Source organism: Flavobacterium sp., from assembly GCF_027490375.1.
Lineage (GTDB): Bacteria > Bacteroidota > Bacteroidia > Flavobacteriales > Flavobacteriaceae > Flavobacterium.
In genome coordinates this window covers 1-15,904 of sequence record NZ_JAIXYH010000036.1, presented here as the reverse complement: position 1 = coordinate 15,904, position 15,904 = coordinate 1, and the positions used below count along the sequence as shown (strand labels likewise).

Sequence of the window (15,904 nt, the reverse complement as noted above, 5' to 3'; positions counted from 1 at the left end):
ACAAGCACACAATTTTTTGGTAACGATTGCCGCAGCCCCGATTGCAATGAAAATACGGCCGCGGCGGTGGTGTGTGCAGGCGTTTTTGCAGCAGCGACCAACGGAAGCTGTTGCAAAGACAGCCGAAACCGACAACGCTAGGTTGTATTGTAATGGAAAGCGGGAATTGCTGCCCAAAAAATACTACTCACTTAAATTCTTCCGTAATACATGGCTTTTACGATGCCGTCGGCGAGACCAATTTTGGGTACGTAAATACTGCGTGCGCCGCTCCATTTCATGGCATTTAGATACACTTTCAAGGCGGGTAAAATTACGTCGGCGCGATCTGGATTTAAGCCTTTTTCGTAAATCCTTTGCTCGTATGTTAAAGCGCTCAGTTCTGTCATTTGCGCGTTGAGGTAAAAGTAGGAGAGTGGCTTTTCTTGGGTTTTGCCTGACATTTTAAACAATTTATTGATGTTTCCGCCGGATCCAATTAGCGAAACTTGCTCTAAATCAGTAGTATGTGTTTTAATCCATTTTTCGACTTCTTGCCAAACGATTTCCGAAACCATGTTGTTGATTAAGCGCACCGTTCCCACTTTAAACGATTTTGAAGCGACCATTTTACCGTCTGAAAAAAGCGAAAATTCGGTGCTTCCGCCGCCTACGTCGACATACAAAAATGCGCGATCGGTTTTAAGTAGGAAGTGCAAATCGGTCGACGCGATGATGGCTGCTTCCTTTTTTCCATCGATGATTTCGAGTTTGATGTCGGCTTTCTTTTTAATGATTTCAACTATTTCCGAGCCGTTATAAGCTTCGCGCATGGCCGAGGTGGCGAATGCCTTGTATTTTTCGACGCGGTGCACTTTCATAAGGAGCTTGTAGGCTTTCATGGCATCGACCATTCGATCGATATTTTCTTCGGAGATTTCGCCCACGGTAAAGGCTTCTTGACCGAGTCGGATGGGCACACGCACCAACGATGATTTACTGAATTGCGTTTCCTTACCGTGTTCTTCTACGATGTTGGCAATGAGCAAGCGCATGGCATTTGATCCTACGTCGATCGCAGCGTATTGTTTTACATGAATCATCCGACTGGTTTAAAAATGATTATTGGATTCTAACAGACTTTCGTAATATTTATAGGTTTCGAACTGTGCTCGGAACATAGGGTTTGTACCGCGCGGACGGTATTTGTTGGCGAGATTTTCGGCATGTAAACGCGCTTTTACGTTTCCTTTCCAACCCACATCGAAGCTCGCAATAAGTTCTTCTTTAACTTGTTGGTCGTAAATTGGGCAACTCACTTCGACACGCATGTCGAGGTTTCGCGTCATGAAATCGGCCGACGAAATATAAACTTCCTGATTCATGTCGTTACAGAAGATGTATACACGACTGTGTTCCAGAAAGTTATCGACAATACTAATAGCTTCAATGTTTTCGCTCATGCCTTTCACGCCCGGAACCAAACTGCAAATTCCGCGAACTAGAAGCTGAATTTTTACACCTGCCCGGCTTGCATCGTACAGTTTATCGATCATTTTTGGATCGGATAAGCTGTTCATTTTCAATTTAATAAAAGCGGGTCGACCTAAACGCGCATACATGATTTCGCGGTCGATGAGTTTGTTGAAGCGCGAACGCGTGTGGTGTGGCGAAACGATGAGGTGTTTGTAACGATACAAACGATAGTTCACGTGGAAAAATTCGAAAATTTTGGAAACGTCTTTTAAAATTTGTTGATGCGCAGTGAACAAGGTCACATCTGTGTAAATTTTGGCGGTACTTTCGTTGAAATTTCCGGTAGAAATGAGGCCATAGCGGCGCAATTTGCCGTGTTCGATACGTTCGATCATGCAAATTTTTGAATGCACTTTTAAACCTTGAATTCCGAAAATGAGTTCGATGCCTTCGGTTTGCATTTGCTCGGCATACGAAATATTACTTGCCTCATCGAAGCGCGCTTGCAACTCAATTTGTACTACGACGCGTTTTCCGTTACGCGCTGCGTTGATGAGCGAAGAAATGACTTGCGAATTTTTTGCGAGTCGGTACAAAGTAATTTTGATGCAGGTTACTTTCGGATCGAGTGCGGCTTCGCGCAGGAATTTTATTACGTACGAAAAGGTTTGGTACGGTGCGTTAAGCAGGTAATCGCGTTGGCTGATTTGTTCGAGAATACTGCCTTCGAGACTCAAACCGGGAATGGGAAGTCCGGGCATGGGTTTGTAAAGTAAGTCGTAGCGACCTAAATTCGGAAAATCCATATAATCTCGACGGTTGTGGTAACGTCCGCCTGGAATTACGCTGTCTTCCGAGTCGATATGCATTTTCTCGAGGAAGAATTTCAGCGTATCTTTTTCGATGGATTGATCGTACACAAAACGTACGGGTTCGCCGATACGGCGGTCTTTCACTCCGAGTGCAATTTTCTCCATCATACTTTTACTCATGTCGGAGTCGATTTCGAGCTGCGCATCGCGTGTGATTTTAATCATGTGAGCCGAAACGCGTTCGTAATCGAAAATGTTGAAAATGTGGTGTAAATTATAGCGAATTACATCGTCGAGCATGATGATGTATTGCTTGTTACCTTCGGCAGGCAGTACCACAAAACGGTTGATGGTTTTGGGAATTTCGATAATAGCGTAGCGTACTTCGGGCTTACCGGTTACGATACCGAGTATGCTTTTACCGCGTTCTTTCATGACCAATTTTACTGCAAGATATCCGCTCGTGTCTTTAAGGACGGGAAATTCAGCGAGATCGTTTAGGATTACAGTAACGAGCGCTGGAGCAACTTTTTGGATGAAAAAGTCGTGAATGAATATCTGCTGACTTTGTGAAAGTTGCGTTTCGTTAAGCATGAAAATACCTTCTTTCTCGAGTTCTTTTTCGATGATGTCGAGTATGCGCAAGCTTTCCGACTGCTGTTGAATCACAATTGTTGTAATTTCTTTCAGCAAATCTTTAGCGGCAACGCCTCCGAGAATTTTATGGCCCGTTTTTCCAGATAGGCTTAAACGCCGAATGGCAGCATAGCGCACTCTGAAAAATTCGTCGAGATTGTTGGAGAAAATACCTAAAAATCGGAGTCGGTCGAGTAGGGGAACGTTTTGATCTCCAGCTTCTTGTAGCACACGCGCATTAAAGGCTAACCAGCTTTTTTCGCGGTCGATGTATCGGTTTTGTACGTCGTTCATCGGATATCTTTTGGAAACAATTTTAAGGTCACTTTTACTTTGGTGAATTCAGCCCAAGAGTCTTTGTCGAGCTCTAATTCGAGAAAGCCTGAAGTTGGAATATGTTCGGTGAAGTTGGAATCGAATTTCTGAACTAATTCGGTTAGGGCTTCGTTGTGTCCTACTACCAAGGCATCGTTACCGTCGTCGTTAAAACTGCGGATAACTTTCTCGAGATCGCGGCCATTAAAGGTGTATAAACTGTTTTTGTAGTTCACGTTTGTCCACTTCATATCGGCGTAATCCAAATAGTACTGTAAGGTTTGTTGGGTTCTTTTCGCCAGACTACAATACATGGTGAGATCGTCGGGAAGTATGCGGAACAAATGTGGGCTCAAGGCTTTAATATCGGCAATTCCACGAGGAGCTAAACGCCGTTCAAAATCAGGCAGTCCGTCTTCGTAGCTACTTTTCGCATGCCGCAATAAATACAGTTTTCTCATCTCTTTAAGCTGTCGGCTAAAGATATGAAATCGAGTAGGGATGAGCGTTAAGAAAGATTAAAATTCGCTGTGGATTTTCATCGATGAATCGTAATTTTCTCAAAACGAAAGTGCTACGGCGCCACGCGATAGCGTTTCCAGCTGCCGTTTTCGTTTTCAAAAACAATGCGATCGTGGAGTCGGCTCGGACGACCTTGCCAGAATTCAATTTTTGTAGGTTTCACTAAATACCCGCCCCAATGATTGGGAGTAGGAATTTCATCGGGATATTTTTCGTTGAGTTGCTCTAATTTCTGAATCAGTTCTTCTCGGGTGGCTTCCGAACTTTGCGGTGATGCCCATGCGCCGAGTTGGCTCTCACGCGGACGCGATTGAAAGTACGCATGTGTTACTTCGCGACTTGTTTTTTCTGCCACGCCTTCAATAATTACTTGACGTTCTTGTTCTTCCCAAAAAAACGCCAAACACACCTGCGGATTTTCAGCTAACGCACGCCCTTTCGCCGATTCGTAATTCGTGAAGAATACAAATCCGTTTTCGTCGTAACTCTTCAATAAAACGACGCGCGCTCGCGGATGGCCAGTAGCTGTAGCTGTGGCAAGTGTCATGGCATTGGCTTCGTAAGTGCCACTTTCGGCAGCAGCTTTAAACCAGTTTTCAAATAAATCGAAAGGAGAATTAGGTAGATCGTTTTCCACTAAAAAACCTTTGTCGTATACCTTTCTAAAATCGCTTAAATCGGCCATGATTACAAATTAAAATCTACTTCAAAGTTAAAGCTTTTGCCGTCGTCGGCTAAATGAACATCGGGAAAAATGGTTTCGGCTTCTGTTTTGAAAAGTTCGATGCCGTCGTAACGTGTCGAGTAATGTCCGAGGATTAATTTTCGGACACCAGCCAATTTAGCAATGTTCGCAGCTTGTGCAGCCGTAGCATGTTTGGTGCGTTCGCAGAGATGTATTTCGGTTTGAAGAAATGTGGATTCGTGATACAGAACGTCGACACCTTTAATCAGGTTAGCGAGTTCTTCAAAATACTGTGTATCGGAGCAGTAGGCGTAACGCAAACTTCGTCGCGGATCGAATGTGAGATCCCGATTTGGAATAATACTTCCGCTTTCGGTTACATAGTCTTTACCTGCTTTTAAATTGTGAATCTGGCTGGCATCGACTTTAAATTCGCGAAGGGCATCGGCATTTAGTTTCCGTTCGCGTTGTTTTTCTTCAAATAAAAATCCGTTGGTATACACTCGGTGTTGTAACGGAATTGTTGAAACGCGAACTTTTTCATCTTCGAAAATGATTTCCGGTTCTGTCGACGTAAGTTCGTGAAAGTACAGCGGATATTGCGTATACGCCTTGGCGAGTTTGAGCTGAAGTAAAATCACTTCTTTAATGCCTTCTGGACCGTAAACGTGTAGTTCGGTGGTTCGATTGAGTAGGGCAAACGACGAAATCAATCCGATTAAGCCGTAAAAATGATCGCCATGTAAATGCGATATAAAAATATGATTGATTTTTCCGAACTTAATTTTGTTCCTTCTCAAGGCAACTTGAGTTCCTTCGGCACAATCGATTAAAAAAACACGTTCGCGGATTTCTAAAACCTGAGAGGTCGGATTAGAGAACGTTCGTGGAGTAGCTGCGTAACAACCTAATATGGTTAAATTCAATGTATTGTTTGTTAAAATCCTAAATCGCGCTCTATTTCGTCCATTTCAATAAGGTCTAGCGCTTCTTGTCGGGTTGGTACCACTACCAATTCTTTAGGCATTTCGGTAAAATTCACGTTTTCACAGACAATGACAAACGACTTTTTCCCTTTAGCATGCATGCGACAAAGCGGAGTGAATTCGATCAGGTGTTTTTTGGTGAGCGATTGATGTGCAGATAAATCCACAACTAAATTCTTGTCGGAGAACGATTTGTGTTCGTGAGACACCTTCATGATAAAAGCGGTAAGATCACCTTGGGTGTCTTTTAAAATGTTGGTATGTCCGTGTGCTTCTACTTTCATGGCTTCTGAATTCTAAGCAGCAAATTACGATATTTTAACGAATTTTCTCAGCTAATAAGTAAATAACTGCCATACGGATGGCAACGCCGTTTTCCACTTGGTTTAAAATGATTGATTGTCCGGAATCAGCGACTTCCGAAGTGATTTCCACACCGCGATTGATCGGTCCGGGATGCATAATCACAATTTCTTTGGAAAGCGATTCTAACAGTTCTTTGTTGATTCCGTAACGCATGGCATACTCTCGACTGTTCGGAAAATAACTGAAATCCATACGCTCGTTTTGTACGCGTAGCATGTTGGCAACATCGCACCATTCTAAAGCCTTTCGCAAATCGGTTTCAACCGTAACACCCAAGCTCTCTATAAATTTAGGAATCAACGACGAAGGTCCGCATACTTTCACTTCTGCGCCAAGCATTTTCAATGCAAAAATGTTCGACAGCGCCACACGAGAGTGCAAAATATCTCCAACAATAACCACTTTTTTTCCACCTACTTCGCCGAGTTTTTCGCGAATACTGTAACTGTCGAGCAAGCCTTGTGTTGGGTGCTCGTGGGCACCGTCGCCGGCATTAATGATACGAGCATTGACGTGCTTTGCTAAAAAATGTGCTGCTCCGGCGTATGAATGTCGCATGACGACCATGTCGACTTTCATCGCCAAGATATTATTGACTGTATCGAGTAAGGTTTCTCCTTTCTTTACAGACGATTGTGCAGCAGAGAAACTTATTACATCGGCAGAAAGGCGTTTTTGTGCTAGCTCAAAAGAGAGTTTTGTACGTGTCGAGTTTTCAAAAAAGATGTTTGCTACAGTGATATCGCGCAGCGACGGTACTTTTTTTATTGGTCGGTTGATTACTTCTTTAAATTGATCGGCTGTTTGAAAAATCAGCGCTACATCTTGCGGCTGCAAGTATTTGATGCCCAGCAGGTGATCGACGCTTAGGGTGCTCATAATTCAGTTTGGGTTCGTTTTAAGTAAACAGCATTTTCACTAGAATCGCTTCCCCAGGAAACGACAACACGTTCGTTGTTAATGGCATCAACCTGACGGCCGCGGTAATCGGGTTGTATAGGTAAGTCGCGACTAAAACGGCGGTCGATTAGTACCAAAAGTTCGATAACTGCCGGTCGGCCAAAGCTTTGAATGGCGGTAAGTGCCGCTCGAATACTGCGTCCGGTAAACAATACATCGTCAATAAAAACAACTTTCTTGTCTTCGACCAAAAAATCAATTTGCGTTTGATTGGCTTCCAGACTTTTGTTATGACGTCTGAAATCATCTCGAAAAAAGGTGATATCCAACAAACCTGTTTTCAGATTTTTAACCTGATACTCGTTTTGCAATAGGGCAGAAATTCGTTCTACGAGAAAAGTTCCTCGCGGCTGAATACCAATTAAAACGGTGTTGGAAAAATCGCCGTGTTTTTCAAGAAGCTGGCAGGCCAAGCGATTCAGAATCACTTCTATTTCTTTGCCGTTGAGTAGCAACTTGTGGCTCATTTCACTCTTTTGTTGTGTTGGTCAAAGGTAAAAATTATACGCCGCTGTGCAATTATAAATCGGCTAGATTTCCAACAAATTTAGTGTTGGTTTTAATCGTTCCATCGGGAAATGTCACAGCATAAACCTGAAAATCTTGTAAATCGGTATTCGGTTAAACTTTGTAGCTTCGCTGAAATTCGCCCAATATGCAGCAAAAGCACCTCAAGCACATTAAATATATTTTCATTTTAGCTGCTGCCTTATTGGTATCGTTGTCGGTAATTTCTTTCGTGCGATCCGGCAACATGGCAAACGCCTCGCGCTTGGTGAGTCATACCAACAACGTCATGTTTCAAGTAAACGATTTGTTTTCTCATTTAAAAGATGCCGAATCTTCGCAACGTGCTTACGTGCTTAGCCGAGAGCCTGTCTTTAAACAACAATATTCACAAGCGATAAAAGCCACTTTAGCGGCCTACAACAAATGCACCGCGTTAATAAGCGATAATTTTGAGCAGCAACAGCGCATGCTCGAACTCAAGCAAAACATCGATCGTCGAATTCGTTTCATGAATGCAATCATGCGCGACGCCGATTCCATTAAAATATCGCCGAAACGCTGGCTGGTAGCGCGTTCTATCATGGAAGAAATTCGTGCGTTGAATAAAGAAATCATTAACGAAGAAATTATTTTACTTAAAAAACGGCAAGCTTTGCTGTCGCAAGAATCGACCCTAGCGCCACTGCTCACGGCTGTTTTAAGTATTTTAAGTATCGTAATCGTTGTGTTTTCTTATTTGGGAATTACACGCGAACTGGCACGATCTAATGCTTTTCAAGAAGATTTGGCCCAACGAAACTTAGAGCTGGCCAACCGAAACATCGAACTCAAAAACATGAACAAAGAGTTGGAGTCGTTTAACTACATTTCATCGCACGATTTGCAAGAGCCGCTTCGTAAAATTCAAACGTTTTTGTCGCGCGTGGTCAATCAAGATTCGAGTGAAGTAAGCGAACAAACCAAGTATTATTTGCTTCGCGCGCAAGATGCCGCCAAGCGCATGCAAGATTTAATTCAAGATTTATTGTCGTATTCGCGTTTAAATGCCGAGCAATTCAAAGCCGAGAAAGTAGATTTTTTCGATTTAGTTGCCAAAATTCAAACGCAGAATCAGGAGGAAATCGAAAGTACTGGAACAACCATTGTTGTGAGCGGAACGCCTGAAATTGAAGTAATTGTAAAGCAGTTTCCGCAGCTGTTGGTAAACATATTTTCGAATGCCATGAAGTATGTTGCTCCTACTGTGAAGCCGTTTATTACGGTTCAAAATCGCGTGGTTACTGCCAAAGAGGTGTCGGCGTTTGGTTTTAATCCGCAGGCTACCGAGTACTATCAAATCACAGTATCCGACAACGGCATTGGTTTTAATGAAGCTTTTAAGGATAAAATTTTCGATTTGTTTCAGCGGCTGCACCCGGCATCTGTGTACTCCGGAACAGGCATTGGCTTGGCTATTGTCAAGAAAATTGTCGACAACCACAACGGTTTTGTCACGGTAAGCAGTTCCGAAAATCAGGGATCTACTTTCTTTGTTTTCTTGCCGAAGAGTGTGTTGTAATTGTTAGGGCAACCCGGCGTCGTCGATTCCTCCTCGCCGTCCCGCTGTCCGCTGTATCTTTTGCCTCCGTACCTCCGGCAAAAGGATATCGCTTCCATCGGTGTTGCGGAAAAGAGTGCGCAACGATACGTGAAACACGTTTCGTACAAAACTCCGTTTCTTACCTAAAAAAAGCAATAAATACGATGATTTATCGACAATGTTAAGGTCACCAAATAAAAACTGAGAATTTCTATTACGAATACATCTTCGCGCGAAGTTCCTGTACTTTCGGATCGTCTAAATAGTCGTCGAACAGCATGTAGCGGTCGATCGCACCGTTTGGTGTAAGTTCCAACATCCGGTTACCCACAGTTTGCGCAAACTCGTGATCGTGCGTAGTTAACAAAACCGATCCTTTAAAGTTTTTAAGTGAATTATTGAATGCCGTAATCGATTCCAAATCAAGGTGATTCGTTGGTTCGTCGAGCATAAGTACATTAGCGCGTTCCATCATCATACGCGAAATCATACAACGAACTTTTTCGCCACCCGATAAAACACGAGCTGTTTTCAAAGCTTCCTCTCCCGAGAAGATCATTTTCCCAAGAAAACCTCTTATATAAACTTCGTCGCGTTCTTCTTCGGTTTTTGCGTACTGACGTAGCCAATCTACCAAAGTATAATCGTTGTCAAAAAATGCGTGATTATCGAGCGGTAAATACGCTTGGTTGGTTGTAACACCCCATTCAAAAGTTCCCGCATCGGCTTTCATATTGCCGTTGATGATTTCGTATAAGGCTGAGGTAGCACGCGAATCTTTCGAAAACACGATGATTTTATCGCCTTTTGCCATGTTTAAATCCACATTCTGAAACAAAACTTCGTCATCTAAACTAGCCGACAAACCTTTGATGTTCAAAATCTGATCTCCAGCTTCGCGCTCTTGATCGAAGATAATCGCCGGATAACGTCTGCTTGAAGGCTTGATTTCCGAGATATTTAATTTGCTAATCATCTTTTTACGAGACGTAGCTTGCTTCGATTTTGCTACGTTGGCGCTAAAACGACGAATGAATTCCTCTAGCTCAGCTTTCTTTTCTTCCGCTTTCTTGTTTTGTTGCGCGCGCTGCTTTGCCGCTAATTGCGATGATTCGTACCAAAACGTATAGTTGCCGGAATAGTGGTTTATCTTTCCAAAATCAATATCCGAAATATGCGTACAAACGGCGTCTAAAAAGTGACGGTCGTGCGAAACAACAATTACCGTGTTTTCGTAGTTTGCCAAGAAGTTTTCAAGCCATTGAATCGTTTCAAAATCTAGGTCGTTTGTTGGCTCATCCATAATCAATACGTCTGGATTTCCAAAAAGCGCTTGTGCTAAAAGTACGCGTACTTTCAGTTTACCATCCATATCGGCCATAGGCGTGTAGTGAAATTCTTCACCAATACCCAAATTCGATAACAGCGCAGCCGCATCTGAATCGGCGTTCCAACCGTTCATTTCTTCAAATTGCACCTGAAGTTCGCCAATACGATCGGCATTTGCATCATTATAATCGAGATACAACTCATCCATTTCTTTCTTTACGGCAAACAACACATGATTACCCATAAGTACCGTTTCCAAAACAGTATGTTCGTCGAACATGTTGTGGTTTTGATTTAAAACCGACATACGTTTTCCGGGTTCTAGCGAAACGTGTCCGGAAGTCGGGTCCATTTTTCCGCTTAGAATTTTCAAAAACGTCGATTTTCCTGCACCATTTGCACCAATGACTCCGTAAATATTTCCGTGTGTAAAGGTTGTGTTAACCTCGTCGAAGAGAATACGTTTGCCAAATTGTACCGATAAGTTGTTTACTGTAAGCATACTCGAAAAAATTGGCTGCAAAAGTAGTGTTTATAAACGGTTTCGACAAGTACGAGCAATATGGTAAAGTGTTGTTATTTAACGGAGCATTAACAATTGAGTTTGACTTGTACGGCTATTTTTGTTTTATGAGTTTGGGATTCATACATTTTTTAAGCAAATACCGCTTGCAACTTGCAGCGAGTATTTATGCGGTTTTGTGTTGTAGTTGTAAATCGGACTTCGATAAGGATAACTACACAGCTTATTTCGGAGGTCTAGTTACCAAAGCCACAGGCGACTACGTTTTGTTTTGTAAAAACGATAAAGTGATTGATACCATCAAATTAGATGCTAATAATCGCTTTTTCGTCAAGTTTGATTCGCTACCAGAAGGCTTATATACGTTTAAATACGAACCTGAATATCAGTACGTATACTTCGATAAAAACGACTCGATTTTGGTGCGTATCAATCCGGAAGATTTCGACGAGTCTATCGTTTATTCCGGGCGAGGCGCACAAAAGAACAATGTTTTAATGGATTTGTACCTCAAAAACGAACGTGACAAAGATGTACTGTTTGATTACTTCGACACCGATTACAAGCTTTTCAGTGCAAAGATTGACTCATTAAACGTACTTAAGCAAGATTTTTACAGCAAGAAGAAAAAAGAAATTAAATGGTCGGACGGCTTCGATAAGTTTGCGCGTGCTATGATCGACTACAATCACTTCAGTAAAAAAGAAGTGTATCCAATTGTTCACCAAATGCGTACCGGTCACAAAATCTTAAACGACCTGCCGAAAGATTATTACGAGCATCGGGAAAATGTAAATTTTAATGATACCGATTTAATTGGTTATGCGCCGTTTATCAGTTACCTGAATTTTATGTTGAACAATGTTGCAATGTCTTCAGCACACGATGCCGATGATTTGCGCGATCAATCTCTTGAAATAAACATCCACAAGATAAAAGTTGCCGATACCTTGTTTAAGAACGAGACCATTAAAAATTCGATTTTAAACAACATTGCTTTTATGTACATGTTGGAAGATCAAAATATTTCTAACAACAAGCGGTTCTTAGATACGTATTATCGAGTTTCAACCGATAAATCAAAGCAATCTGAGATCAGACAAATGGGTAATGCCATTCAGCAACTAACCGCTGGAAAGCGTTTGCCTTCGGTGCAGTTGCTTGATGCTTCAGGGAAAACGTTTAATTCAGACGACATCGTAACAGAAAAAACAGTTATTTTCTTTTGGAGCGAAAGTTTGCAAAGTCATTTGATTGCCGCGCACAAACGAATTCAAGACTTCCAGATGAAGCATCCGGATTACAAGTTTATTGCCATTAATGTGGATAAAAATCAACAGAAGTGGACCAAAACCTTAGCGAATTTTAAGTTTGGAACCATTTCAGAATATCGCGCAGCCGATTTTGAAGATCTCCGTAAGAAATGGGTCATTAATAAAATACACAGAACCATCATCACCGATAGTCGCGGTAATATTGCCAACGCGTTTGTGAGTTTGTTCGACGTGGCATTTGAATCTAAAATGTAAAAAAAAAAGCTGTCAACCGACAGCTTTTTTTATTCGTTTCCTTTCTTGTAATCGGCTAAAAACTGTGCCAATCCAATATCGGTTAGTGGGTGTTTCAACAGTCCAGCAATTGCCGAAAGTGGTCCGGTCATTACATCAGCGCCAATTTTCGCGCAATTTACAATATGCATGGTATGACGAACCGATGCGGCAAGAATTTGCGTTTCGTATTCGTAGTTGTCATAAATTGTTCTAATCTCTTCGATGAGCGCCAATCCGTCGGTACTTACATCGTCTAATCTACCAATAAATGGCGAAACGTAAGTTGCACCAGCTTTAGCCGCTAATAAAGCCTGGCCTGCCGAAAAAACGAGTGTTACATTGGTTTTTATACCGCGATCTGCGAAATATTTTGTTGCCATGACACCTTCTTTAGTCATAGGTAGCTTTACAACAATTTGATCGTGTAAATCGGCTAGTTCTTCACCTTCCCGAATCATGCCTTCATAATCGGTTGCAATTACTTCGGCACTAACATCGCCATCCACCAAGTTACAAATATCAACGTAGTGTTTTAAGATGTTGTTTTTGCCAGTAATTCCTTCTTTTGCCATAAGGCTTGGGTTGGTGGTTACTCCGTCGAGAACACCTAAAGCTTGTGCTTCTTTAATTTGATCGAGATTGGCGGTATCAATAAAAAACTTCATAGTTGTGTGTTTTAAAATCGCTGCAAAGGTAATCTTTCGTCGGATTATAACTTAAAATGTCTGCGCAACATTTTTTCGTAGGTCAAATCGGGTAGTACTCGCTTTAAAACAATTGAGAATTTTTGCATGAATAAGCCGACTTTATAATGGATTTTAGGTTCGGACGTATTTATAATTTTCTCGATAGCTTGTGCCATTTCGATCGGATTTGAACCCGAGTTAACATGGCTGTTTATTTCGTTCAGTGTTGCGCCATACGTTTTTGCGTAAGCCGAGTTTTCGATAACGGGAGCGTGATATCTGCGATCGGCGATATTTGTGGCAAAATCGCCCGGAGCCACATTGCAAATTTTGATATTGAACTGAGCAGTTTCGAGTCGTACGGCTTCCGTTAGTACTTCGAGTGCAGCTTTTCCAGCAGAGTAAATTCCCCGAAAGGGCAATCCCATATATCCAGCTATTGAAGTTACGTTAATAATAAGCCCCGATTGCTGTTTACGCAATTGCGGAAGCACAGCTTGCATAACCGAAATGGCTCCAAAAAAATTGGTATCGAAATGATTCTTGGCTTCGGCTAAAGGAGTTTCTTCCAAGGGCCCGGTAATTCCTACACCGGCATTATTTACCACTACATCGATTCGATTTTCTCGTTCGATTACCGTCTGAACAGCTGTTTTAACAGAAGATTCATCGCGAACGTCCATTTCAAGAAAAGTAAAAAGGGGATTTGTTTTTACCGACCGACTTGTTCCGTAAACGCGGTGTCCGTTTTGAGCTAAATACTCGGCTATAGCTAATCCGATTCCTGAGGAGGCGCCGGTTACTAAAATGACTTTTTTCTGGGATTCCATCTTTAATTTGGGAAAAAATGCGCTGCTAAGATATTTGATTTCGGGTAAGTGATCGTTGATTTTAGCGCATAAAAAAAGGCAAGCTCCCTACATCGCACCGCTCAACCGCTTACCCTTGCTATGTTCCCATCCTGGGGGAGTCTGCAGGAGCTGGTCGTGTAGGACTTGCCGCCGCAAATATACGTTCATTTTGTATTTTCGCAAACGATACGCCGAGATGCGCGAGAGGTTTCGGCTACACTTAAATGCTATATATATGAAAATCAGATTGCAAGGTCGTGTTTTTGGATGTATCTTTTTTTTGCTGTTTGCAATAACTGCGTGTAAATCGCCTAAACCGGCAGATTTTGAACTGCGATTTAACAGTGCCGACAGGAAATATTTGTCGGGAAAAGAACTAATTGTTGAAGTTTCGAGCGAGTATGCCGATAAAATCTCTGCTGTTAAGTTGTTTTTAAACGAAAAGTTGGTTGCGACGGGCACAGCGAATTCCGTGAAAGCAAAAATTGAGGAAACAAAATTGGGGTATATAGATTTACGAGTTGCCGTAACTGTTGATGGTGCTGATATTTCTGTTTCAGATCGTGTAGAAGTAGTAACCGATGTAACGCCTAAGGTGTACAGCTATAGCATTTTAAATACGTACCCACACGACATAAGTTCGTTTACGGAAGGCTTTGAGTTTTTTAGAGATACACTTCTTGAAGGAACTGGACTGCGCGGGCAAAGCAAGTTGCTCAAAACCGATTACAAAACGGGTAAGATTTTAAAGAGCTTGACGCTTGATTCGCAGTATTTTGGCGAAGGGATAACGGTAATCAATAATCAGATTTTTCAGCTTACGTGGGAAGAGGGCAAGGGTTTTATTTATGATGCGAATTCTTGGAAATTAATCAAAGAGTTTACGTACGATAAGCAGATAGAAGGGTGGGGAATGACTAACGACGGAAGTTACATTTACCACAGCGATGGGACTGAAAAAATTTGGAAAATGGATCCGAACACCCAAAAAATGGTTGGTTACGTGAACGTGTATTTGGGTAGCGAAAAAATCAAGCAAGTTAATGAGTTGGAGTGGGTAGAGGGTAAAATTTTCGGAAACGTTTGGCAAAAAGATGCTATTGCCATCATTAATCCGGAATCGGGTGTTGTGGAAGGTATATTGGATTTGAGCGCGCTACGTTCGAAGGTGAAAGGAAATCCAGCACCAGAAGTTTTGAACGGCATTGCCTATAGAAAATCGACCAAGACCTTATTTGTGACTGGAAAGCATTGGGATAAAGTTTTTGAAATTCAAGTTAAATGAGAAAGCGATTTTTCAAGATTCTAGCACGCCTTAATAAAGTACTGTTGCCGAGTTTTACTCGTTCGGGAGTTAATGTCATGCGATTAAAGCCTTGGCAAAAGCTTTTATTTGGCTATCGTTATTATGTGACAATTAGGTCGTTAGATTAATCACATAATTTTTCTTTGCTTTTTTCTTGTCTAAGTCTACTTTTACACTATCTTTGCACCCGCAAAACAGTTGTGATTTTATTTACAATAGTTTTCAAAAAGGCCTCGTGGCGCAACTGAATAGCGCATCTGATTACGGCTCAGAAGGTTACTGGTTTGAATCCAGTCGAGGTCACGAATGAATAGCATAAAAAGAAAAAAACGCCAAGCTTTGTTTGAGCGTTTTTTTCTTTTTATGCTATTATCAAAGCGGAGCTTTGATGGATGGCGCGTTAGCGCAATCCATTCGTGCAACGCGTAATCAAACGATTCGCCAAGCTTTGCTTGAGCGTTTTTTTCTTTTTATGCTATTATCAAAGCGGAGCTTTGATGGATGGCGCGTCAGCGCAATCCATTCGTGAAATCGTTGTAATGATAAAACGCCAAGCTTTGCTTGAGCGTTTTTTTCTTTTTATGCTATTATCAAAGCGGAGCTATGATGAATGGCGCGTCAGCGCAATCCATTCGTGAAACGGTTGTTTTTAGTATTAAGATTGGAGTATTAAGTATTAAGATTGGAGTATTGAGTATTAAGATAAGAGTATTAATGTCAATGCCTAAAATACGTTGACCGTTTTTTGTTGTTTATTGCTTTCACTCATTGTTTAGGTTTCTGATAACATTGAAGCCGATTTGGCTCGCTTCTTAGTTTCCGTTGACTTTCCT

Annotated in this window: 14 protein-coding genes, 1 tRNA gene and 1 other RNA gene; 4 read left to right on the top strand and 12 right to left on the bottom strand. The window is 41.8% G+C overall.

Annotated elements, in window-relative coordinates; translation table 11 throughout:
• Positions 1–191 precede the first annotated feature (191 nt).
• The 8 genes from Q0064_RS04255 to pyrR all read right to left on the bottom strand — a co-directional run bounded on the left by Q0064_RS04255 (position 192) and on the right by pyrR (position 7,204).
• Positions 192–1,082: a rod shape-determining protein gene (locus Q0064_RS04255; RefSeq protein ID WP_298144782.1), complete on the bottom strand. Its 891-nt coding sequence runs from the start codon at positions 1,080–1,082 to the stop codon at positions 192–194.
• 9 nt (positions 1,083–1,091) lie between these two features.
• Positions 1,092–3,197, bottom strand: a complete 2,106-nt coding sequence (gene ppk1 / locus Q0064_RS04250; protein WP_298144779.1) for a polyphosphate kinase 1 — start codon at positions 3,195–3,197, stop codon at positions 1,092–1,094.
• A complete protein-coding gene (locus Q0064_RS04245; RefSeq protein ID WP_298144777.1) occupies positions 3,194–3,679 on the bottom strand; it encodes a histidine phosphatase family protein in 486 nt (161 codons plus the stop codon). Before Q0064_RS04245 ends, ppk1 begins: the two co-directional genes overlap by 4 nt.
• 113 nt (positions 3,680–3,792) lie before the next feature.
• Complete coding sequence (gene pdxH / locus Q0064_RS04240; RefSeq protein WP_366094758.1) at positions 3,793–4,425, bottom strand: pyridoxamine 5'-phosphate oxidase; 633 nt, start codon at positions 4,423–4,425, stop codon at positions 3,793–3,795.
• 2 nt (positions 4,426–4,427) lie between these two features.
• Positions 4,428–5,351 carry a ribonuclease Z gene (locus Q0064_RS04235; protein WP_298144774.1) on the bottom strand — a complete coding sequence of 308 codons (924 nt, stop codon included), beginning with the start codon at positions 5,349–5,351 and terminating at the stop codon, positions 4,428–4,430.
• An 11-nt stretch (positions 5,352–5,362) separates the two neighbouring features.
• Complete coding sequence (locus Q0064_RS04230) at positions 5,363–5,695, bottom strand: ribonuclease Z (protein WP_298144771.1); 333 nt, start codon at positions 5,693–5,695, stop codon at positions 5,363–5,365.
• A 34-nt stretch (positions 5,696–5,729) separates the two neighbouring features.
• A complete protein-coding gene (locus Q0064_RS04225; RefSeq protein ID WP_298144768.1) occupies positions 5,730–6,656 on the bottom strand; it encodes an aspartate carbamoyltransferase catalytic subunit in 927 nt (308 codons plus the stop codon).
• A complete protein-coding gene (gene pyrR, locus Q0064_RS04220; RefSeq protein WP_298144765.1) occupies positions 6,653–7,204 on the bottom strand; it encodes a bifunctional pyr operon transcriptional regulator/uracil phosphoribosyltransferase PyrR in 552 nt (183 codons plus the stop codon). The genes Q0064_RS04225 and pyrR overlap by 4 nt, the downstream gene beginning before the upstream one ends.
• Before the next feature lie 188 nt (positions 7,205–7,392).
• Here pyrR and Q0064_RS04215 point away from each other — a divergent pair, with 188 nt between their 5' ends.
• Complete coding sequence (locus Q0064_RS04215; protein ID WP_298144760.1) at positions 7,393–8,805, top strand: sensor histidine kinase; 1,413 nt, start codon at positions 7,393–7,395, stop codon at positions 8,803–8,805.
• Between the two features lie 235 nt (positions 8,806–9,040).
• On the opposite strand, the gene Q0064_RS04210 is transcribed toward Q0064_RS04215, so the two are convergent.
• Positions 9,041–10,657: an ATP-binding cassette domain-containing protein gene (locus Q0064_RS04210; protein ID WP_298144757.1), complete on the bottom strand. Its 1,617-nt coding sequence runs from the start codon at positions 10,655–10,657 to the stop codon at positions 9,041–9,043.
• A gap of 11 nt (positions 10,658–10,668) precedes the next feature.
• Here Q0064_RS04210 and Q0064_RS04205 point away from each other — a divergent pair, with 11 nt between their 5' ends.
• Positions 10,669–12,207, top strand: a complete 1,539-nt coding sequence (locus tag Q0064_RS04205; RefSeq protein ID WP_298144754.1) for a thioredoxin-like domain-containing protein — start codon at positions 10,669–10,671, stop codon at positions 12,205–12,207.
• A gap of 29 nt (positions 12,208–12,236) precedes the next feature.
• On the opposite strand, the gene fsa is transcribed toward Q0064_RS04205, so the two are convergent.
• From fsa to ffs, 3 genes are all read right to left on the bottom strand, one after another.
• Positions 12,237–12,893, bottom strand: coding sequence for a fructose-6-phosphate aldolase (gene fsa / locus Q0064_RS04200; RefSeq protein WP_298144751.1), 657 nt, complete (start codon positions 12,891–12,893; stop codon positions 12,237–12,239).
• Positions 12,894–12,937: 44 nt separating this feature from the next.
• On the bottom strand, positions 12,938–13,744 hold the full coding sequence (locus tag Q0064_RS04195) for an SDR family oxidoreductase (RefSeq protein WP_298144747.1): 807 nt from the start codon (positions 13,742–13,744) through the stop codon (positions 12,938–12,940).
• Positions 13,745–13,817: 73 nt separating this feature from the next.
• Positions 13,818–13,915, bottom strand: an RNA gene (gene ffs / locus Q0064_RS04190) — signal recognition particle sRNA small type.
• Positions 13,916–14,000: 85 nt separating this feature from the next.
• Here ffs and Q0064_RS04185 point away from each other — a divergent pair.
• Together Q0064_RS04185 and Q0064_RS04175 are read left to right on the top strand one after the other, a co-directional pair.
• A complete protein-coding gene (locus Q0064_RS04185; protein WP_298144745.1) occupies positions 14,001–15,050 on the top strand; it encodes a glutaminyl-peptide cyclotransferase in 1,050 nt (349 codons plus the stop codon).
• A 250-nt stretch (positions 15,051–15,300) separates the two neighbouring features.
• Positions 15,301–15,374 (top strand) — tRNA-Arg (locus Q0064_RS04175).
• The last annotated feature ends 530 nt before the right edge of the window (positions 15,375–15,904 follow it).